The following is an 18,044-nucleotide window of genomic DNA, read 5'->3' as shown; positions in this document are numbered from 1 at the left end:
ACTGAGAAGGGCGGCATCGAGGTTGCCGGTGCTGACTATAAGGCCACGCCACTCGTCAAAGGCCACACCGTAAGGCTGCGTAAGTGGCCTGTTTCCCTCTCCATTCCCTTCGTTTCTTCAGCATGCCAGCGGTAGCGCCACCGGCAATTCGATCCGCACGTCCAGACCGCCTTGCGGATGATTGAGCACGTGACAACGTCCGCCGCGATCGTGCGCCAACCGCGCGACGATCGCGAGACCGAGCCCGCAATGACCTTCGCCTCCGCGCGCCGCGTCGAGCCGGACGAACGGCTTCATCGCCGCCGCGATGCGGTCGTCGGGAATGCCCGGGCCGCGATCGCGCACGCTGATTACCCAATGCCGGTCGTTTCGCGACGTGCTGATATCCACCGGCGGCGCGCCGTGTTCGAGCGCGTTGTCGACGAGATTCGTGACGAGGCGGTCGAGCAGCGTGCGCGGCAGTGCGAACGCGGAGCCCGCGCGCAGATCGAGCGTGAATAGCGGGGCGTCGCTGCTGTCGCCGGATGAATCGCTGGCCGCATCGCCGGACGAAAACTGTTCGCGCAGGAACTCGTCGACTTCGACAGGCGGCCCGGCATCGGCGGACTGACCGGCGAATTCGAGAAACTGCTGGACGATGTTGGTCAGCGAGTCGACATCGCGAATCAGACCCGCGCGCTCGTTCTCCGCCACCAGCACGCTCGCGCGCAATTTGAGCCGCGTGAGCGGCGCTTTCAGATCGTGCGCGACGCCCGCGAGCATCACGGCCTGGTCGTCGCCGGCTTCGTTCAGGCGACGCATCATGTCGTTGAACGAACCGATCAGATCACGCAACTCTCGCGGACCCTGCACAGTCACCGGTTCAGGACGGCCACCAGAACCGAACGCACGAGCCGCGTCGGCGACGCGTGATAGCGGCCGTTGCATTTGCCAGACCGCGAACAGCGACAGGATCAGCGCGGCAAGCAGCATCGACGCGCCTTCGACAAGAAAGCGCGGGCGCGGTGGCACGTCGACCGGCACGACCACCCAATTCGACTTGCCCGGGAACAGTACCCAGATGTGGGGCGGCCGCACGTCGTCGACGGCGATTTGCGTACCGATCGGCAGGTTGTCGCGTAGTTGCCGGCTCAGTTCGACCAGCGGACGTTCCGTTGGCGTGCGCAGATGCACGCTCGCCGGCATGTTCCAGGTGGGCACGAGATGCACGCGCATGGCGGGCGCGAGGGCAGCGCCCTTCACCGGCTCGCCGTTGATGGCCTGCAGCACCAGCAGAAGGCCACGCGCAAAGCCGTCGATTTCATGGCGCGGCGGCTGCATGATCACCAGCACGAACCAGCCGGCCTGAATCGCAAACAACACCGCCGCCGACAGCAACGCCATTCTGCCGAACAGCGTGTTCAGCGGGTTTTTCATGCGCTGGGCGGGGCCTCGTCGGCGAAAGGCGTGCCGTCGGCGTCGGGTACGAAGACGTAGCCTTTGCCGCGCACCGTTTGCACGTAGCAGGGGTTGGACGGATCGTCTTCGATCACGCGGCGCAGGCGCCAGATCGGCACGTCGAGGCTGCGGTCGCGGAACGCGAGATTGTCGCGATGCACGAGATCGTGAATCAGCACGCGCGACAACACCTTGTACGGATTGTTGACGAAGATCTTCAGGAGCGCGAACTCACTGTCGCGCAACGGCAGCTTGGTGTCGTCGCGCGTGAGCGAGCGGGTCGCGAAGTCGAGTTCGAACGGGCCGAACTTGTAGCGTTTGCGGGCTTCCGGCGCGCTGGTCGTGGACGGACCCCGGCGGCGCAACACCGTGTGGATGCGCGCGAGCAGTTCGCGCGGATCGAACGGCTTGGTCAGATAGTCGTCCGCACCGAGCGAGAGCCCGACAATGCGATCGGCCACCGTGCCGCGCGCGGTCACGAAAATCACCGGGATGTCGTCGCCGGCGGCGCGCAGCGCGGTGAGCGCGCGCAGGCCGTCGGTGTTGGGCATCATGATGTCGAGCACGACGACCGACGGCCGTTCACGCTCGAGCCGGCGCTGGAGATGAGTGCCGTCGTGCAGCACGGACGCGTCGAAGCCGTTCGATTGCAGAAACTTGCATAGCAGATCGCGTACGACCGGATCGTCGTCGACGATAAGGACCTGTGGATTCATGCCGAAATTTTAAGCTGGTCCGCGTGACACGCGCTTCCCAGTTTTCTTACCAACACTTACGATCCCTCGCGCCAATCACGCCGACCCGCGTGTAAGGCCCGCCGTTCAAGGCTCACAGCATATTTCAACGAATCCGGACGGACCCTCGCGGAAGCTCGCGCGCATCCGTCCCGGAGCACCTGAATTTGTCCGATGAAATATTTTGGGTGAATTGGGAACCCGAAGCAATTCCTCGCAATGGGTCGTAAGAACTGCCGGAAAGCGCGCTTTTCTTCGTGCATTACTCGCGAACAGGCAGAGAGATGATTCGTCGTGCAGTTCATTGCGTCGTACGCCGAAGCTCTCTCCGCCTGATGCGCTGGGCCGACAGCATGCGGCGTGAATCACAATCCAGCGCCATGCGAGGTTCTCATGACTATTAGCAACACTCTCACTTCAACCGCTCTTCCTGGGTTGACCCCAAAGCCGGCGGCAAAGCCTGCCGCGCCGAGCAATCCGGTTGCCACGACGCCCAAGGCTACCGCGACTCCGTCGCTGCCCACCGGGCTCGTCGGTCATAACGTCAATACGACTGCCTGATCCCAAGAGGCCCTTGTGTCGACCTCGAGAACATCTGAACGCCTGATACGTGTCGTTGCGTGGTTGACGCTCGGCGCGACGCTGCTGCCGCTCGGCGGCTGCGGCGTCGTTGCGCTGCCGTGCCGGCTGACTGCGGCCGCGGCGGACATCATCCCGGTCGTGGGCCATGCGGCGGCCACGCCGTTCAACGCATGTGCGTCGGCGATCGACTGATCATGACTCTCAAACGGACTGCCTGCGCCCTGGCGCTGCTTGGCGGCCTCATCCCGATGGCCGTGCAGGCGCAACCCGTCGCGCGTCAGGCGAAGGCGGCGAGTGCGGTGTCGAGAGATGCGCCCTTCGATTTTCGCGGCGTCCCGCTTGGCATCACGCTGGACGATTTCCGCGCCGGCTCGAAGGTGCGGGCGACGCCACCGGACAGCGTGCCCGTCTGCGAGACGGACGTGCAGGCGGGCGCGCTCGGCATGCGGCTGAAATCGCATGACAGCCTGACCGTCGCGTGCCGCTGGGCGCATCGCACGGACGACCATTGGACTGCCTCGCAGGCCGTGGTCGACGGCGCACCCGCGCTGGAACACGTGCTGCGTTTTGCGCGGATCGACGGGCAAAGCGCGCTGCGTCTGTACGAGATTTCTTTTTTAATCGACGAGATCACCGCCGAAGATCTGCGCAATGCACTTGCAGGTCGATATGGGCCGCCACGTCTCGCGACGCAGAACGCGTCAATGGGCGTGTTGCCGACCTATATCTGGGAAAACGCGGTGAGCTCGATCACGTTGTGCTTCCTGCCGGGCAGCCGCAACGGCACGCTCACCTATCTGCTGAAAGGCACGGATACCTGGGTGAAGTCGGTCGTGCGGCAATGGCAGGCAAGCGGCGCCGAGGCTGGTTGATGTTGATGAACCGTGTCCGTACGAACCCGGCCCATCGGGCCAAGGAGCATGCATGACTGCGCTACGTCTTACTGTCGCGCTCGGCGCCACGTTCTGGCTGGCGGCCTGCGCGAGCCATTCGGATTCCATCGTCGAAACGCCGATGGCGCCGCCGCTCGCGTCCACGCCGTTGAACATCAACACGCAAGGCGCGATCTATCAGGCCGGACAGACGTTGCTGATGTATGAAACGCCACGCGCGCAACATATCGGCGACGTGCTGACGATCGTGCTGTCGGAGTCATATAACGGCAACAACAGCGCGACGGCTGCGGCGAGCCGTTCGAGCAGCATTACCGCCACCGCCGCCGATCAATCGACCAACGCGGCCGCGCGACTCGCGAGGCTGTTCAATATCGGCTCGGCGTCCACGACTTACGCCGGGCAGGGCAACATTACCGATACCAGCGCGATGACCGGCACGCTCGCCGTCACCGTGATCGGCACGATGCCGACCGGCAACCTGGTGGTGTCGGGAGAGAAAGTGATTTCGCAAAGCGGCAACCGCGATCGCTTGCGGCTCTCAGGCATCGTCAATCCGAAGGACATCGAATCGGGCAATTACGTCGAGTCGAGCAAGGTCGCGAACGCGCGCATCGAGCAGGCCGGCGTGGGGATGGTGTCCGATTCCACCACGATGGGCTGGCTGCAAAGAATGTTCATGAGCGTGCTGACTTTCTGACGCTCAAGAGAAAATGGGCGTTGCTTCGGTCTATGAAGCAACGCCCACGTCGAATGGTGTGTTGATGCAGGTGAATTCACGCGCCGCATGCCGTGAGGACGGTGCTTCAGGCCAGTGTGCCACTCCGCTCAGCCGCGCCGATCTCGCCGTCCGGCACGAACACGTAACCGCGTCCCCAGACGGTCTGCACGTAACGCGGTTCGGACGGGTCTACCTCGATTAGCCGGCGCAATCGCCAGATCGACACATCAAGGCTGCGATTGCGATGCGCCTCGCTGTTGCCGTGCAATTTCTCCAGCAACTGCGCGCGCGTGAGCACGGTCATCGCGTGCGTGACGAACACCTTGAGCATTGCGAATTCGCTGGAACGCAGCGAAATGCGTTCGCCGTCGCGGCGCAGTTCGCGCGCCGGGAAATTCACTTCGAAATGCCCGAAACGGTAGGGTGCACGCTGTTCAGGCGCGCTCGGCGCAATCGTGCCGCGACGGCGCAGCACCGTGCGGATGCGCGCGACCAGTTCGCTCGGTTCGAAGGGTTTGCCGAGATAATCGTCGGCACCGAGTTCGAGACCGATCACGCGGTCGATCGGGTCGGCACGCGCCGTCAATAGAATCACGGGAATATCGTCGCCCGCGACGCGCAATGCGCGCAGCGCACTGATGCCGTCGAGTTCCGGCATCATGATATCGAGCACGATCAGCGCGGGACGCTCTTCCTGCAACGCGCGCTGAAGCGCCACGCCGTGTTCGAGCGTGGTGACTTTAAAGCCGCGTCCCTGCAGATATTCGCTGACGAGCTCTCGTACGACGGGGTCGTCGTCGACGACCAGGATGGATTGGTTCATTCAGGCCATCTTAGTGATCCTCACGCGCGGAGCAAAGCGCATGACGCTTTCGAATCCTTTCCCGCGTAAGACAAAGCAAGCAAACTGCGAACTTAATTGGCCTGCGACGTCTGAATGGTTTGCGGGGGGACCGGCGTGAATGCCTTTTTGTCGACCACCATCCGGTCGATCAGACCGGTGAGTTTGGTCGATGCCGACGAGAAGCGGTCGGTGTTGAGGCCGCCCGTTTGATAGCGTGCGGTGACGAGAATACGGCCGTCCTGGATCAACGTCAGGTCGATGATCGACAGATACTGGATCGATTCGTCGCTGAACGAGCGGCGGCCGTAGTCGATCGCGGCGTTGTAGACGAGACGCGCCTCGCAGCCAGCGGGTGAGGTGCCCGGATTGTAGACATCCGAACGAATTCCACGATGGCCGAGCGCCATTTGCAGCGACGGCACGAAATCGCCGACCGACACCGCCGGGTTCACCTCGATGCACACGTGATGCAGATCGGCCGGCTGGCCGTTGACGAACGTCGGCGACGAATAGTTGGCGGCGATCGCGTAACCCGCCTGAATCACCGAACCGGTTGCGTCGGCGGCCGAGATCAGCGTCCATGCGCAACCGTTCAGCCCGAACGCGAGCGTGCCGGCTATGGCCAGCCACGCGCAGGGCCGCCGCAACATGACCCATGCAGTCCGTGGGACTCGCGTGAAAGCGTAAGCGTGGATGCTCGGCATGAAGGTCATGAGGCGTTGCCTGGTGGCGGTCAAAGGAAGCGGGATCGCAGCGGACGACAGCGTTTGCAGCGTTCAGGACTGCGTTTCGGCGCCGTGTTGGCGACGGATTAGCGCCGTTTTCAGCGACAGGTTTTGCGTAAAGTCAGCGCCAGGTCGGCGCGAACTGAACGCGAACTCAGCGTGAAATTAGCGAACCACGCGCAGGCGCAATTCGTTTTGTCCCTGAACGCTTGCGGTGACGCTGACCCGGCGGTCGTCCGTCTTCACGATGAAATGCTGACGCGTCGGCGTGTTGACGTCGTGCACGACATTCGGGAAGCACGCGGCGATATCGGCGCCGATTTCCTCGAGCGGATCGTTGATCACGCCGTCGGCCTGCCAGTGCGCGCGCCAGTGGCAATCGTAGGAATGCTTGCTGGAGTTGCAGTCGTCGCCGTTTGCGACGCCCGGCAGGCGCGCGTCAGGTTGCGATTGCAACTGCTTGAAATCGGTGGCGTCGACGATGTGTTTGAGCGCGGGGCAAACGTCGGCGGGCTCGGCCGATTGAGCGGCTTGCGCTGCCTGCGCGGCACAGGTGAGCAGCAGGGCGGAGCCGAAAGCCAGCGCAAGGCGCTGGATCAAAGCAGAGGAGCGGCGATCGGATGACATGTGCGGAGAGTCCTGTAGCAGTGAATGACATGCGGACCGCACGTGGTACGGCCCGCACGACTATCGTCGCCGCCAGGCGGCATTTTCAAAGGGCGGAACAGCCCGCCCGCTTCGCAAATGCTTTCGAGTTGTTGTCGGGTATTTCGGGATATTTCTTGATGTTGCCGGGCAGAGGTGCTTAGGCGGATTTTGTGATGATGTTTTGCTGCGTCGGCTGGATGATTTCGGAAGCCGAAGCCGCGCTTCCATGTTCGCTCAGCCGAGCGTGAGACCGCCGTCGATATGAATCACCTGGCCGGTGATATGACGCGCTTCGTCCGACAGAAGAAACGCGATCAGCGCGGCAACATCGGCAGGTTCAGCGACATGGCCGAGCGGCGTTGCTTCGGCGGCGCGTTGCCATACCGATGCGTTATCGGCACTTGGGCCGCGATCCTTGCGGGTATAACCGGGCGCCACGCAATTAACGGTGACGCCGTACGGCGCCAGTTCAGCCGCAGCCGTTTTAGCCAGCGATTCAAGCGCTGCTTTTGCCGCCGCCGTCGCGGCAAACGGTGCGTCCGCGCGATAACGATGCGCGACGAAAGAACTCAGCGCGATCACGCGGCCGCGCTTTGACGTTTCCAGCGCGGGCATTGCGCGTTTGACGAGCGCCGCGAACGCGGCCGGCATCGCAGCAAAAGCGCTGCTGAATGAGTCGGGATCGAGCGCATTGAGCGCCTGACGTTGAGCATGTCCCGCGTTGGCGACCAGTTGATCGAGCGCGCCGAATGTCGCCAACGTCTGGTCGATCACATGTTCCGCGGCGCCACGTTCGGCGAGATCGCCGAATACTGTCGCGCAGATTGCGCCGCTCGCGCTGCATTCGGCGGCCACCTGCGCGAGACGTTCGCGGGCGGCATCGTCGGCGCCGCGCGAGTGCAACATCAACGATTGACGCGGCCCCGCGATACGACGCGCAAGCGCCGCGCCGATACCGGAACCGGCGCCGGTGATCAGCACGACGCGATCAGCCTTTGGGCTAATCACGTCGCCCGCTTCGCGGCCGGCGTCGCTCATGCCGCGACAGGTTCGCCGGCACGCTCGACATCGAGCGTTTCTTCGTGGAACGCAGCCAGCGATTCGCGATGCGCGACGCTGACAATCGCCGCCTTCGGCAAGCGCTCGGTGAACAGGCGATAAAGACGCGCCTCGTTTTCCGCGTCGAGCGCGCTGGTCGCTTCGTCGAGGAACAGGTAGTCGGGCTTGTGCAGCAGCACGCGCGCACCGGCCAGACGCTGTTGCTCACCCGGCGACAGAATCCGCGTCCAGTGCCCCGATTCCTGCAGGCGATCCGCGTATTCCGACAGGTGGCAGATGACGAGCGCCTCGCGGCATTCGTCGTCGGTATAGGTGTCGGCGGCCGAGGGGTAGGCGAGCGCCGCTTTCAGCGTGCCGATCGGCATATAGCTGACCTGCGGAATGAACATCATGCGCGCGTTGACCGGTGCGTCGATCGCGCCGTCGCCGAACGGCCACAAGCCGGCGAGCGCGCGCATCAGCGTGCTCTTGCCCGCGCCCGACGGACCCCGCACCAGCCAGCGCGAACCCGGCTCGATCGCGATATCGCGGATGCGCGACAGCGGGCTGCCGTTCGGCAGCGCGAGCTTGAGGCCTTCGGTGGAGAGGCGGTCTTCATCGACGAAATGCAGGTTGATGCCGCCATGTTCGGTAGCCGGCGACACCGACTCCTTCAGACGCGGCGCATGCACGACGCGCTTGAATTCGCGCAGCCGGTTCACCGTAGCGCGCCATTCGACGAGGCTGCCGTAACTGTTGATGAACCACGAGAACGAATCGCTGACGGTGCCGAACGCACTCGAAATCTGCATCAGCACGCCGAACGAGAACGCGCCGGCGAAGTAGCGGGGCGCGGCGACCACGATCGGGAAGATGATGGCGATCTGGCCGTAGAAGGCGGATACGAAAGTGAGCCGCTTGGTGTACTTCATCACCTGCCACCAGTTGTCGCGGATGCGGCCGAACAGCGAGTGCGCGTTCTTCTTCTCGACTTCCATGCCGTTGTAGAAGGCGATCTGTTCGGCGTTCTCGCGCAGCCGGATCAGGCCGAAACGGAAGTCCGCCTCGACTTTCTGCGCCTGGTAGTTGATCGGCACGAGCGGATGGCCCACCTTCTGGATGACGACCGAACCGATCACCGCGTACAGCGCCGCGGCCCACACCATGTAGCCGGGAATCTGCAGCGGCATGCCGCCGAGCGAGATGCTCAGCGCGCCGGCCAGCGACCAGAGGATCGTGATGAACGACACCAGCGTGACAACGGTGGACAGCAGGTCGAGGGTTAGCGACAGCGTGCTGGTGGCGAGCGATTGCAGGTCGTCGCTGATCCGCTGGTCGGGGTTGTCGGCGAGCCGGTCGCGTTCGATCCGGTAGAAGGCGCTGTCTTTCAGCCACTCGTTCAGGTACCGGGTGGTGAGCCACTGACGCCAGCGGAATCCGAGCATCTGACGCAGATAACCGCGGTACACCGCGAGAATGATGAAGGCGAACGCGAGCAGCGAAAACACCATCAGCAGGTGCGGAAAATCGTGCACGTTCTTGCTTTGCAGCGCGTTGTAGAAGTCGGCGCTCCAGCGGTTCAGGCGCACGTTGATCCACACGATAAGCAGGTTCATCACCACGATCGTGATGAGCAGGCCCCAGGCAACTTTTTTTTCCTCGGAGACCCAGTAAGGTTTGATCAGGCTCCAGGCGGAGACTTTTTCGTCTGGCGGCAGCGCGGGGCTGGCAGAGGTGGTCGGTGTCATGAGCGTCCTGATGAAGTGCTGGCCCGTTCGGAGCGGCCCGCTTGGGCAGACCCGGATGGGTTGGCTCGGTGCCGGGTTTCCCTTGCAGGCTGGCCCACCCTCGGGGCCGCTCTGCGGCGGATTCTCGGTACATGCCCGGGCGTCGTGCTCGACGAACGCGCGTCCGGGTGAGCGTCCGATTCTGGCGTGAAGCCCTTAAGCGAAAATTAATTTTCGCTTAAGGGCTTCACCTCATGCCGTCGTGGCGTAAGCGGCTCGACAGGCCGTTCGCGCCGCGCTTCGACGACATGCGTTCGTGCATTGTGCCAGAGCGTTGCACCCGGCCGCATCCGCGTAAAGAAATAGCGTGCCGGATCAATTCCGGCCGGCGCGACAGCCCGCTGGTTTGCGGGCTGCGCGCGTTTTATGGTCTAATGACCTTCGACGAAACAGGGGTGCTTCGCCCCTTGGCGGCGTGGTTTTCACGCCGTGGCGGCGAGGCTGAGAGAGACCCTTTGCACCCGATCCGGGTAATACCGGCGCGGGAAGTTTCCGGAAGCTACCAATCTTCCATTCCCCGCCGGGCGGCGTCCGTACATTCAGTGCGCGCGTGTTGTCCGGCCGGCTTTACCCGCCGGTTTCGTCCTGGGTACGTGCGATTTTTGCCGTACGGAAAGGACTCGATGACCGCCAATTCTTCAGATATGTGTTTTGCTCTTCGCCGCGTCGCTGCTGACGCGCCGTGCTTCAGCGTTGCCTCCGGCAACCGGACGGAGCGCGCACGATGAACCGTCCCACCTCCCCAACACCCGATTTCGCCGTGCTCGGCGGCGGTCTTAGCGGACGGCTGGTCGCATGGCGTCTGGCAGGGCAGGGGCATCGCGTGGCGCTGTATGAGCGTGGCGATGCCGCCGGCACTCAGGCCGCAGCGTGGGTGGCAGCCGCGATGCTCGCGCCGCTCGCCGAAGCCGCCAGCGCGGAGTTGCTGATTACGCGGCTGGGCGCCAGTTCGCTCGACACCTGGCCGCAAGTGCTCGCGGAATTGCCCGAACCCGTGTTTTTCCAGCGCAACGGCACGCTGGTGGTCTGGCATCACGCGGATCGCACCGAAGCGCCTCTGTTCGAACGCCGGGTGCGTTCGAATGCGCCAGCCGAGTTGCTCGACGGCGGTTTCGTGACGCTGGCGGGTGCACAAGTCGGGGCAGCGGAGCCCGCTCTGGCAGGCCGCTTCAATCAGGGCTGGCTGCTGCCGCGCGAAGGTCAACTGGATAACCGTCAGGTGCTCGCCGCGCTGGCCGCGGGGCTCGCGCAACGCGGCGTCGACACTCACTGGAACACGCCGGTCGACGATGCCGCGCTGCCGCCCGCGCGCATCACGATCGACTGCCGGGGGCTCGGCGCGAAGCCCGCGCTGCCCACTTTGCGCGGCATTCGCGGCGAAGTCGCGCGCGTGCACGCTCCCGGCATCAAGCTGACGCGGCCGGTGCGGCTGCTGCATCCGCGTTATCCGCTGTATATCGCGCCGAAAGAGAACGATCTGTACGTGATCGGTGCGACCGAAGTCGAAGGCGAGGACATGTCGCCGGTCAGCGTGCGCTCGGCGCTCGAATTGCTGAGCGCGGCGTTTTCGGTGCATCCCGGTTTCGGCGAGGCTCGCATCCTCGAACTGAATTCGCAGTGCCGCCCGACTTTGCCGGATCACCGGCCGGCGCTGCTGTGGGACGGCGCGCAGACGCTGCGCGTGAACGGCCTGTACCGGCACGGCTACATGATCGTGCCCGAGGTCGCCGACGAAGCCGTCCGTTTCGCTTCAGCGCTGCTCGACGGCCGTGTGGGCGATGCCGACGCGTTCGCCGACTGGCGCCACGCCGCGCGCTGGAGCGAGCTTTTCCAACTGGATTCCGCGCGGGAGCCGGCATGAGCGTTGCGCGTCATAGGCGTTTTGCGCGATGCACTGTGCCGCTTCCGTCATCGATAGAACCTGCCTGAACCGTATTCGAACACCATGGACATTCATATCAATCAGAAGCCGTTGTCGTTGCCCGAAGGCGCGACTGTCGCCGATGCGCTCGCCGCGTTCGGCGCGCGTCCGCCGTTCGCGGTCGCGCTGAACGGCGATTTCGTCGCGCGCACCCAGCATGCCGCGCGCGCGCTGCAGCCGGGCGACCGGCTCGATGTCGTGCAACCCGTGGCCGGTGGCTAAACCCGCCACGCCTTGCCGGAGACAAAGACTATGCAAATGACTTCCCCCCAAACTGCTGCAACGGCTTCAACCGCCGACGCGCTCACGCTCTACGGCCAGACCTTCGCAAGCCGCGTGCTGCTGGGCACGTCGCGGTATCCGTCGCTGCAATCGCTGTCCGATTCGATCGACGCCGCGCGCCCCGGCATGGTGACCGTCGCGTTGCGCCGTCAGATGAACGAAGGCGGCGCCGAAGCCGGTTTCTTCGACCTGCTCAAGCGCCACGGCGTGCCGCTGCTGCCGAACACGGCCGGCTGCCTGACGGTCGGCGAAGCGGTGACGACCGCGCACATGGCGCGCGAAATCTTCGAAACCGACTGGATCAAGCTCGAACTGATCGGCGACGACTACACGCTGCAGCCCGACCCGGTCGGCCTGATCGAAGCGGCTGCGCAACTGGTCAAGGACGGCTTCAAGGTACTGCCGTATTGCACCGAAGACCTGGTGATCGGCCGCCGTCTGCTGGACGCCGGCTGTGAAGCGCTGATGCCGTGGGGCGCGCCGATCGGCACCGGCAAGGGTGTGATCAATCCGTACGGCTTGCGCGTGCTGCGCGAGCGTCTGCCCGACGTGCCGCTGATCGTCGACGCCGGGCTCGGCGTGCCGTCGCACGCGGCTCAGGTGATGGAGTGGGGCTTCGACGGCGTGTTGCTGAACACGGCGGTGTCGCAGGCCACGCACCCCGATGCGATGGCGCGCGCCTTTGCACTGGGTGTCGAAGCGGGCCGCCAGGCTTATCTGGCGGGGCCGATGGCCGAGCGCGAAAGCGCACACGCGAGCACGCCGGTGGTCGGCATGCCGTTCTGGCACCAAGACGGGAGCGCCGCATGACGCAAACACTGGCATTGAAAGACCGCGACCTGTTCTGGCCGCCAGCCGACGAACTCACCGAAGCCGCCGAGCGCATCCGCGCCCGTCTCGGCGACTGGCCGCCGACGCACGCGCCGTGGCGCATCTGCCTGAGCGCGCCGGACGCATCGAACGGCGGCGACCTGATCGTGATCGCCGACGCCCAGCAGCACGGCGAGCAGGTGGCGCGCTGGCAGGTGCAGGGCGCGGGCGTGATCGAAGCCGCGCAAGGCAAGGCCGCGCTGCATCTGGGCGGTGAGACGTATCGTCTCGAAGGCCATCTGGCGGAAGACTGGATTGCCGCGCTGGCTGCGTTTCTGGATTGCGGTTTCGATCCGCATGACGCGCTGGTGCTGGCACTCGCCTGGCGCGACGGCGACGAAACCCGCGCAGACGATGCATTCCCGGCCGATATCACACGCTTTCCGCGTCTTACCGGCTTGCCGGCTGCACCGGCGAAGGCGTTTCCGCGCTGCCCGGACCGGCTCGGTCTCTATCCGGTGCTGCCGACCGCCGAGTGGGTCGAGCGGGTGGTCGGTTTCGGCGTGAAGACGGTTCAGTTGCGCCACAAAGCGGCCGAACCCGCCGACGAACTGAAGCACGAAATCGCTCGTAGCGTGGCCGCCGGCCGCGCGCACGACGCGCAGGTTTTCATCAACGATCACTGGCGGGCGGCGCTCGAGGCGGGCGCTTACGGCGTCCATCTTGGTCAGGAAGATGTGCATACCGCAGACCTGTCGGCGCTGGCCGAGGCCGGCATCCGGCTGGGTCTGTCGACGCACGGTTTCTACGAAATCCTGAAGGCGCTGCACTTCCGGCCGAGCTACATCGCGCTGGGCGCAGTCTTCCCGACGACGACAAAGGTCATGCCGACGGCGCCACAAGGCCTCAAGCGCCTCGCCCGTTACGTGCGCCTCCTGGACGGCGTGGTGCCGCTGGTGGCAATCGGCGGAATCGACCTGCAGGTTTTGCCGCAGGTGCTGGCCACAGGCGTCGGTTGCGCGGCGGTGGTGCGGGCCGTGACCGAAGCGTCCGATCCGGCGGCTGCCGTTTCTGCACTGCAACAAGGGTTTACGCAATAATCGTCAGACTTCGTCAAGGGACAGGGCCCTTCACGGCAGCATTTGCATGATGGCCCTATAATTCGGCCTTCCGTGTAAAAGGACTGTCAGTTTCGTGTCTTCCTCCCCCGAGACCTTACTCGAGCTGCGCGACGTCGACTTCGGCTATGCCGACCGGCTCGTCCTGTCGAACCTGAATCTGCGCTTCAGGCGCGGCCAGGTCGTCGCGGTCATGGGCGGCTCGGGGTGCGGCAAGACCACGGTGCTGCGCCTGATCGGCGGTCTGGTGCGCGCGCAGCGTGGCCAGATCCTGTTTCAGGGCCAGGACATCGGCCGGCAAACGCGTGACGGCCTGTACGCGTTGCGCCGCAAGATGGGCATGCTGTTCCAGTTCGGCGCGCTGTTCACCGATATGTCGGTGTTCGAAAACGTCGCCTTCGCATTGCGCGAACACACCGATCTTCCCGAAGATCTGCTGCGCGACCTCGTGCTGATGAAGCTCAACGCGGTCGGTCTGCGTGGCGCGCGCGATCTGCTGCCGTCGGAGATTTCGGGCGGCATGGCGCGGCGTGTCGCACTGGCGCGCGCCATCGCGCTCGATCCCGAGCTGATGATGTACGACGAGCCGTTCGCCGGTCTCGATCCCATCTCGCTCGGCATTACCGCGAACCTGATTCGTGCGCTGAATCAGGCACTTGGCGCAACGTCGATCCTGGTTACGCACGACGTGCCGGAATCGTTCGCGATCGCCGACTACGTCTACTTTCTCGCCAACGGCGGCGTTCACGCTGAAGGCACGCCCGCCGAACTGCGCGCGTCGACCGATCCGACGGTGCGGCAATTCATCGACGGCGCGCCCGACGGCCCGTTCAAATTCCATTACCCGAGCAAGACGCCGCTGGCGGCGGACTTCGGCATCGGCGGAGGTCAGTCATGATCAGTGCGATCGGTCGCTCGGTGATCGGCGGGCTGGGCACGGCCGGCTATGCCACGCGGTTTTTCCTGCGGCTGCTGCTCGAATTTTTCCCGTTGCTGCGCCGTCCGCGTCTTGTCACGAAGCAGATCCACTTCGTAGGTAATTATTCGCTGGTGATCATTGCCGTGTCGGGGCTGTTCGTCGGTTTCGTGCTCGGCTTGCAAGGCTATTACACGCTGAACCGCTACGGCTCCGAGCAGGCGCTGGGGCTGCTGGTCGCGCTGTCGCTGGTGCGCGAACTCGGGCCGGTGGTGACCGCGCTGCTGTTCGCCGGCCGCGCGGGCACGTCGCTGACGGCGGAAATCGGCTTGATGAAGGCAGGCGAGCAACTCACGGCAATGGAAATGATGGCCGTCGACCCGGTCAAGGTCGTGGTCGCGCCGCGCCTGTGGGCGGGCATTATCTCGATGCCGATCCTCGCCGCGATCTTCAGCGCGGTCGGCGTGTTCGGCGGCTATGTGGTGGGCGTGCTGCTGATCGGCGTGGATTCAGGCGCGTTCTGGTCGCAAATGCAAGGCGGCGTCGACGTGTGGCGCGACGTGGGCGCGGGGGTCATCAAGAGTGTGGTGTTCGGCCTCGCGGTGACGTTCGTTGCGCTGTTTCAAGGCTACGAAGCCAAGCCGACACCGGAAGGCGTGTCGCGTGCCACGACGAAAACCGTCGTGTACGCGTCGCTCGCGGTGCTCGGGCTCGATTTTCTGCTGACTGCATTGATGTTCAGCTAAGACTGCGCTGCACGTTTTCGTCCGGGGTCCGATAGCGGGGCGCCCGGCGGAAAGCGTCGACGGCGTGGCGGATTCACTTTGGGATGACGATGAAAAAGACTGCTCTCGACTTCTGGGTCGGCCTGTTCGTGGTGCTGGGTTTCGTGGCGTTGCTGTTTCTCGCGCTGAAGGCCGGCAACATGAGCTCGTTGTCTTTCCAGGCAACGTATCCGGTCAAACTCAAGTTCGACAATATCGGCGGACTCAAGGCGCGCGCGCCTGTGAAGAGTGCGGGCGTGACGGTCGGCCGGGTCGCGTCGATCGGCTTCGACAGCAATGCGTACCAGGCCGTTGTCACGATCGATCTCGACAAGCAATATCAGTTTCCGAAGGACACGTCCGCGAAGATCCTGACGTCGGGTCTGCTCGGCGAGCAATACATCGGGCTCGAACCCGGTGGCGACACCGAAATGCTTAAAGCGGGCGACACGATCTCGATGACGCAATCGGCCATCGTGCTGGAAAATCTGATTGGACAGTTTCTGTATAGCAAGGCCGCGGATTCGGGTGCATCGAAACCTGGTGCGTCGGCGCCCGCGCCGGCCGCTCCGGCTCCGGCGCCGGGTCTGCCTGCTTCCGGCGCCGCCGGCCAATAAGGAGAATAAGAATGCTGACCACACGTATCGGGGGCGCGCGCGCCTTTCGGCTGGGCAAAGTGGCGATAGCCGCGGCGCTGCTTGCCGGCTGCACGACAGTGCAGACGCCGACCAAGGGCGATCCGTTAGAAGGCCTTAACCGCACCATTTTCACGGTCAACGACAAGGTCGACCAGTACGCGCTGAAGCCGGTCGCCAAAGGCTACGTGTGGCTCACGCCGCAGCCGGTGCGCGACAGCGTGACGAACTTCTTCTCGAACATCGGCGACGTCTACATCGCGGCGAACAACCTGCTGCAGTTGAAGATCACCGACGGTGTCGAAGACATCATGCGGATCGTGATCAACACGGTGTTCGGTGTTGGCGGTCTGTTCGACGTGGCGACGCTGGCCAAGCTGCCCAAGCACGACAACGACCTCGGCCTGACGCTCGGTCATTACGGCGTGCCGGCGGGTCCTTACCTGGTGCTGCCGCTGTTCGGACCGAGTACCGTCCGCGATGCCGTGGGTTCGATCGGCAATTACTATGTGAATCCGCTGAGCTACATCCACCCGGACGGGCTGAGCTGGGCACTGTACGGCGTGAATATCGTCAATACGCGCGCGAATCTGCTGAACGCGAGCGACGTGCTGGAAGGCGCGGCGCTCGACAAATATTCGTTCGTGCGTAATGCGTATCTGCAGCGTCGCCAGTATCTGCTGTCCAACGGCAGCCGGAACCCGCAATCGCAGGCGCTGCCGAACTACGACGACGAAGCGCCTCTGCCCAAGTACGACGACGTCGACGGCGGCGCAGCCGGCGCACCGGCCGCTGCGGCGGCGGGCACGGCGGGTGCTGCAGCAAAGCCGGCTCCGGCATCGGGCGCGGTGACTGGCGCGCCTGAAACCGGCAGCAATGCGCAGGCTCCGGAAGCCGTGTCCGGCAGCGCGGAAACGCCGCCGCTCGACCTGAACGGCGGCCCCGAAACGACGCAGATTCCGGCCGGCCAGCTGGTTCCGCCGCAGCGTTTCAACTTTCCGTCATTCAAATTGCGCTAAACGTGCAGCCGTAACAGATCGATACGACTCTCGCAGTTTGCGCATGGATTGCTGTCGAACTCGCGTGGTAAGGTCGGCTCAAACGGTTGCACTATTTTTAAGGCAAGGCTCGATATGAAAAAATTCTTCCTGATTCCGCTGTTTGCTGCGTTGTTCTCGTTTGTCAGTGGCGGTGCATCGGCACAAACTGTCGACAGCAATTCGCCTGACGGTATGATCAAGACCGTCACCCAACAGGTGATCGACGCGGTTCGCAGCGATAAGTCGATCCAGCAGGGCGACATCTCGCACATCACCAAACTCGTCAACGAAAAGATCCTGCCGTACACCGATTTCCGCCGCACCACGCAACTGGCGATGGGCCGTAACTGGCGCAGCGCCACGCCGGCGCAGCAGGACCAGGTCGTCGAACAGTTCAAGATGCTGCTGATCCGCACTTACTCGGGCGCGCTCGCTCAGGTGCGCGACCAGCAGATCCAGTACAAGCCGTTCCGCATGAATCCGGACGACACCGACACTGTGGTGCGCTCGGTCGTGATGAACAACGGCTCGCCGATCGAACTCGACTACCGTCTGTACAAGACGCCGCAAGGCTGGCGCGTGTATGACATCAACGTGCTCGGCGCATGGCTGATTCAGGCGTATCAGCAACAGTTCAACGAACAGATCCAGCAGAAGGGCGTGGACGGACTGATCGCGTTCCTGACGCAGCGTAACCAGCAACTCGCCGCAGGCAAGCAGTCGTGAGCGAAGTGCTGAGCCCCGTCGCGAACCGCTTCGAAAGCGGCGCGACGCTCACCCACGAGAGCGCGAAAGCCGCGCTCGCGGCGGGTTTGCAACGTATCGCGGCAGGCGCGAACGGCGTGGATTGCGCGCCGCTCGCGCAATTCGATTCGTCCGCGCTGGCGGTTCTGCTCGCGTGGGAACGCGCTGCCCAGGCACGCGGTATCAAGTTTGAGATTGTGAATCTGCCGGCTGGTCTCGCCAGTCTCGCGCAAGCCTACGGCGTCGATACGCTTCTGTCATCGTCCCGACATTGACGCTTCACTAGCGTCATCCCCAATCCCCCAAGCGGGGCGGGGCCACTGATTTTTGCCCTATAATCAAACGTTTTTTGGGGCATCTAACCGGCCCCAATTTCGTCTCTCCCAGCATTTTTGCGCCCCCTCA

Annotated in this window: 20 protein-coding genes and 1 riboswitch; of the genes, 13 read left to right on the top strand and 7 right to left on the bottom strand. The window is 64.0% G+C overall.

All coding sequences use genetic code 11. The annotated features are described in order from the left end of the window. Positions 1-117 precede the first annotated feature (117 nt). A complete protein-coding gene (locus tag BLS41_RS15945; protein ID WP_074766097.1) occupies positions 118-1,416 on the bottom strand; it encodes an ATP-binding protein in 1,299 nt (432 codons plus the stop codon). After that, positions 1,413-2,153 carry a response regulator gene (locus BLS41_RS15940; protein ID WP_074766095.1) on the bottom strand — a complete coding sequence of 247 codons (741 nt, stop codon included), beginning with the start codon at positions 2,151-2,153 and terminating at the stop codon, positions 1,413-1,415. Before BLS41_RS15940 ends, BLS41_RS15945 begins: the two co-directional genes overlap by 4 nt. A gap of 594 nt (positions 2,154-2,747) precedes the next feature. Between BLS41_RS15940 and BLS41_RS15935 the strand changes: the two genes are divergently transcribed. Genes BLS41_RS15935 through BLS41_RS15925 form a run of 3 tightly spaced genes read left to right on the top strand, consistent with a single transcriptional unit; the run spans position 2,748 to position 4,346 of the window. Further along, positions 2,748-2,945, top strand: coding sequence for a DUF6726 family protein (locus BLS41_RS15935; protein ID WP_074766093.1), 198 nt, complete (start codon positions 2,748-2,750; stop codon positions 2,943-2,945). 2 nt (positions 2,946-2,947) lie between these two features. After that, positions 2,948-3,625: a hypothetical protein gene (locus BLS41_RS15930; RefSeq protein WP_074766091.1), complete on the top strand. Its 678-nt coding sequence runs from the start codon at positions 2,948-2,950 to the stop codon at positions 3,623-3,625. Between the two features lie 52 nt (positions 3,626-3,677). Further along, a complete protein-coding gene (locus BLS41_RS15925) occupies positions 3,678-4,346 on the top strand; it encodes a flagellar basal body L-ring protein FlgH (RefSeq protein WP_074766089.1) in 669 nt (222 codons plus the stop codon). Positions 4,347-4,452: 106 nt separating this feature from the next. Here BLS41_RS15925 and BLS41_RS15920 read toward each other — a convergent pair whose 3' ends face one another. From BLS41_RS15920 to BLS41_RS15900, 5 genes are all read right to left on the bottom strand, one after another. Continuing rightward, positions 4,453-5,190, bottom strand: coding sequence for a response regulator (locus BLS41_RS15920; RefSeq protein WP_074766088.1), 738 nt, complete (start codon positions 5,188-5,190; stop codon positions 4,453-4,455). A 92-nt stretch (positions 5,191-5,282) separates the two neighbouring features. Further along, positions 5,283-5,861, bottom strand: a complete 579-nt coding sequence (locus tag BLS41_RS15915) for a hypothetical protein (RefSeq protein WP_436971988.1) — start codon at positions 5,859-5,861, stop codon at positions 5,283-5,285. A 240-nt stretch (positions 5,862-6,101) separates the two neighbouring features. After that, positions 6,102-6,563: a hypothetical protein gene (locus BLS41_RS15910; protein ID WP_074766084.1), complete on the bottom strand. Its 462-nt coding sequence runs from the start codon at positions 6,561-6,563 to the stop codon at positions 6,102-6,104. 255 nt (positions 6,564-6,818) lie between these two features. Then, complete coding sequence (locus tag BLS41_RS15905) at positions 6,819-7,622, bottom strand: SDR family NAD(P)-dependent oxidoreductase (RefSeq protein ID WP_074766082.1); 804 nt, start codon at positions 7,620-7,622, stop codon at positions 6,819-6,821. Next, positions 7,619-9,370, bottom strand: coding sequence for an ABC transporter ATP-binding protein/permease (locus tag BLS41_RS15900; protein WP_074766080.1), 1,752 nt, complete (start codon positions 9,368-9,370; stop codon positions 7,619-7,621). The genes BLS41_RS15905 and BLS41_RS15900 overlap by 4 nt, the downstream gene beginning before the upstream one ends. Before the next feature lie 420 nt (positions 9,371-9,790). Then, positions 9,791-9,914: riboswitch (TPP riboswitch) on the top strand. Positions 9,915-10,133: 219 nt separating this feature from the next. On the opposite strand from BLS41_RS15900, the gene BLS41_RS15895 reads away from it, so the two are divergent. From BLS41_RS15895 to BLS41_RS15850, 10 genes are all read left to right on the top strand, one after another. Next, on the top strand, positions 10,134-11,270 hold the full coding sequence (locus BLS41_RS15895) for an FAD-dependent oxidoreductase (protein ID WP_074766078.1): 1,137 nt from the start codon (positions 10,134-10,136) through the stop codon (positions 11,268-11,270). Between the two features lie 84 nt (positions 11,271-11,354). Beyond that, positions 11,355-11,552: a sulfur carrier protein ThiS gene (gene thiS, locus BLS41_RS15890; protein WP_074766076.1), complete on the top strand. Its 198-nt coding sequence runs from the start codon at positions 11,355-11,357 to the stop codon at positions 11,550-11,552. Between the two features lie 30 nt (positions 11,553-11,582). Next, positions 11,583-12,422, top strand: coding sequence for a thiazole synthase (locus tag BLS41_RS15885; RefSeq protein WP_143026269.1), 840 nt, complete (start codon positions 11,583-11,585; stop codon positions 12,420-12,422). Then, on the top strand, positions 12,419-13,522 hold the full coding sequence (gene thiE / locus BLS41_RS15880; protein WP_074766074.1) for a thiamine phosphate synthase: 1,104 nt from the start codon (positions 12,419-12,421) through the stop codon (positions 13,520-13,522). Before BLS41_RS15885 ends, thiE begins: the two co-directional genes overlap by 4 nt. A gap of 94 nt (positions 13,523-13,616) precedes the next feature. Further along, a complete protein-coding gene (locus tag BLS41_RS15875) occupies positions 13,617-14,438 on the top strand; it encodes an ABC transporter ATP-binding protein (RefSeq protein WP_074766072.1) in 822 nt (273 codons plus the stop codon). Further along, positions 14,435-15,202 carry a lipid asymmetry maintenance ABC transporter permease subunit MlaE gene (mlaE, locus tag BLS41_RS15870; RefSeq protein WP_074766070.1) on the top strand — a complete coding sequence of 256 codons (768 nt, stop codon included), beginning with the start codon at positions 14,435-14,437 and terminating at the stop codon, positions 15,200-15,202. Before BLS41_RS15875 ends, mlaE begins: the two co-directional genes overlap by 4 nt. Positions 15,203-15,291: 89 nt before the next feature. Next, the gene (gene mlaD / locus BLS41_RS15865) at positions 15,292-15,837 is read left to right on the top strand and encodes an outer membrane lipid asymmetry maintenance protein MlaD (RefSeq protein ID WP_074766597.1); all 546 of its coding nucleotides are present in this window, start codon (positions 15,292-15,294) and stop codon (positions 15,835-15,837) included. An 11-nt stretch (positions 15,838-15,848) separates the two neighbouring features. Next, on the top strand, positions 15,849-16,874 hold the full coding sequence (locus BLS41_RS15860; protein ID WP_074766068.1) for an MlaA family lipoprotein: 1,026 nt from the start codon (positions 15,849-15,851) through the stop codon (positions 16,872-16,874). A gap of 114 nt (positions 16,875-16,988) precedes the next feature. Then, the gene (locus BLS41_RS15855) at positions 16,989-17,621 is read left to right on the top strand and encodes an MlaC/ttg2D family ABC transporter substrate-binding protein (protein ID WP_074766066.1); all 633 of its coding nucleotides are present in this window, start codon (positions 16,989-16,991) and stop codon (positions 17,619-17,621) included. Then, complete coding sequence (locus BLS41_RS15850; protein WP_074766064.1) at positions 17,618-17,914, top strand: STAS domain-containing protein; 297 nt, start codon at positions 17,618-17,620, stop codon at positions 17,912-17,914. Before BLS41_RS15855 ends, BLS41_RS15850 begins: the two co-directional genes overlap by 4 nt. The last annotated feature ends 130 nt before the right edge of the window (positions 17,915-18,044 follow it).

The sequence above is a fragment of the Paraburkholderia fungorum genome (assembly GCF_900099835.1).
Taxonomy (GTDB): Bacteria; Pseudomonadota; Gammaproteobacteria; order Burkholderiales; family Burkholderiaceae; genus Paraburkholderia; species Paraburkholderia fungorum_A.
The sequence above is the reverse complement of the archived record's forward strand: the minus strand, read 5'-3'. Positions and strand labels throughout refer to the sequence as shown.

Coding starts and splice junctions, on each gene's coding strand:
- BLS41_RS15940 (WP_074766095.1), bottom strand. CDS start 2,153: ATGAATCCACAGGTCCTTATCGTCGACGACGATCCGGTCGTACGCGAT.
- BLS41_RS15895 (WP_074766078.1), top strand. CDS start 10,134: ATGAACCGTCCCACCTCCCCAACACCCGATTTCGCCGTGCTCGGCGGC.
- thiE (WP_074766074.1), top strand. CDS start 12,419: ATGACGCAAACACTGGCATTGAAAGACCGCGACCTGTTCTGGCCGCCA.
- BLS41_RS15925 (WP_074766089.1), top strand. CDS start 3,678: ATGACTGCGCTACGTCTTACTGTCGCGCTCGGCGCCACGTTCTGGCTG.
- BLS41_RS15905 (WP_074766082.1), bottom strand. CDS start 7,622: ATGAGCGACGCCGGCCGCGAAGCGGGCGACGTGATTAGCCCAAAGGCT.
- BLS41_RS15945 (WP_074766097.1), bottom strand. CDS start 1,416: ATGAAAAACCCGCTGAACACGCTGTTCGGCAGAATGGCGTTGCTGTCG.
- BLS41_RS15910 (WP_074766084.1), bottom strand. CDS start 6,563: ATGTCATCCGATCGCCGCTCCTCTGCTTTGATCCAGCGCCTTGCGCTG.
- mlaE (WP_074766070.1), top strand. CDS start 14,435: ATGATCAGTGCGATCGGTCGCTCGGTGATCGGCGGGCTGGGCACGGCC.
- BLS41_RS15860 (WP_074766068.1), top strand. CDS start 15,849: ATGCTGACCACACGTATCGGGGGCGCGCGCGCCTTTCGGCTGGGCAAA.
- BLS41_RS15915 (WP_436971988.1), bottom strand. CDS start 5,861: ATGTTGCGGCGGCCCTGCGCGTGGCTGGCCATAGCCGGCACGCTCGCG.
- BLS41_RS15930 (WP_074766091.1), top strand. CDS start 2,948: ATGACTCTCAAACGGACTGCCTGCGCCCTGGCGCTGCTTGGCGGCCTC.
- BLS41_RS15885 (WP_143026269.1), top strand. CDS start 11,583: ATGCAAATGACTTCCCCCCAAACTGCTGCAACGGCTTCAACCGCCGAC.
- BLS41_RS15855 (WP_074766066.1), top strand. CDS start 16,989: ATGAAAAAATTCTTCCTGATTCCGCTGTTTGCTGCGTTGTTCTCGTTT.
- thiS (WP_074766076.1), top strand. CDS start 11,355: ATGGACATTCATATCAATCAGAAGCCGTTGTCGTTGCCCGAAGGCGCG.
- BLS41_RS15900 (WP_074766080.1), bottom strand. CDS start 9,370: ATGACACCGACCACCTCTGCCAGCCCCGCGCTGCCGCCAGACGAAAAA.
- mlaD (WP_074766597.1), top strand. CDS start 15,292: ATGAAAAAGACTGCTCTCGACTTCTGGGTCGGCCTGTTCGTGGTGCTG.
- BLS41_RS15920 (WP_074766088.1), bottom strand. CDS start 5,190: ATGAACCAATCCATCCTGGTCGTCGACGACGACCCCGTCGTACGAGAG.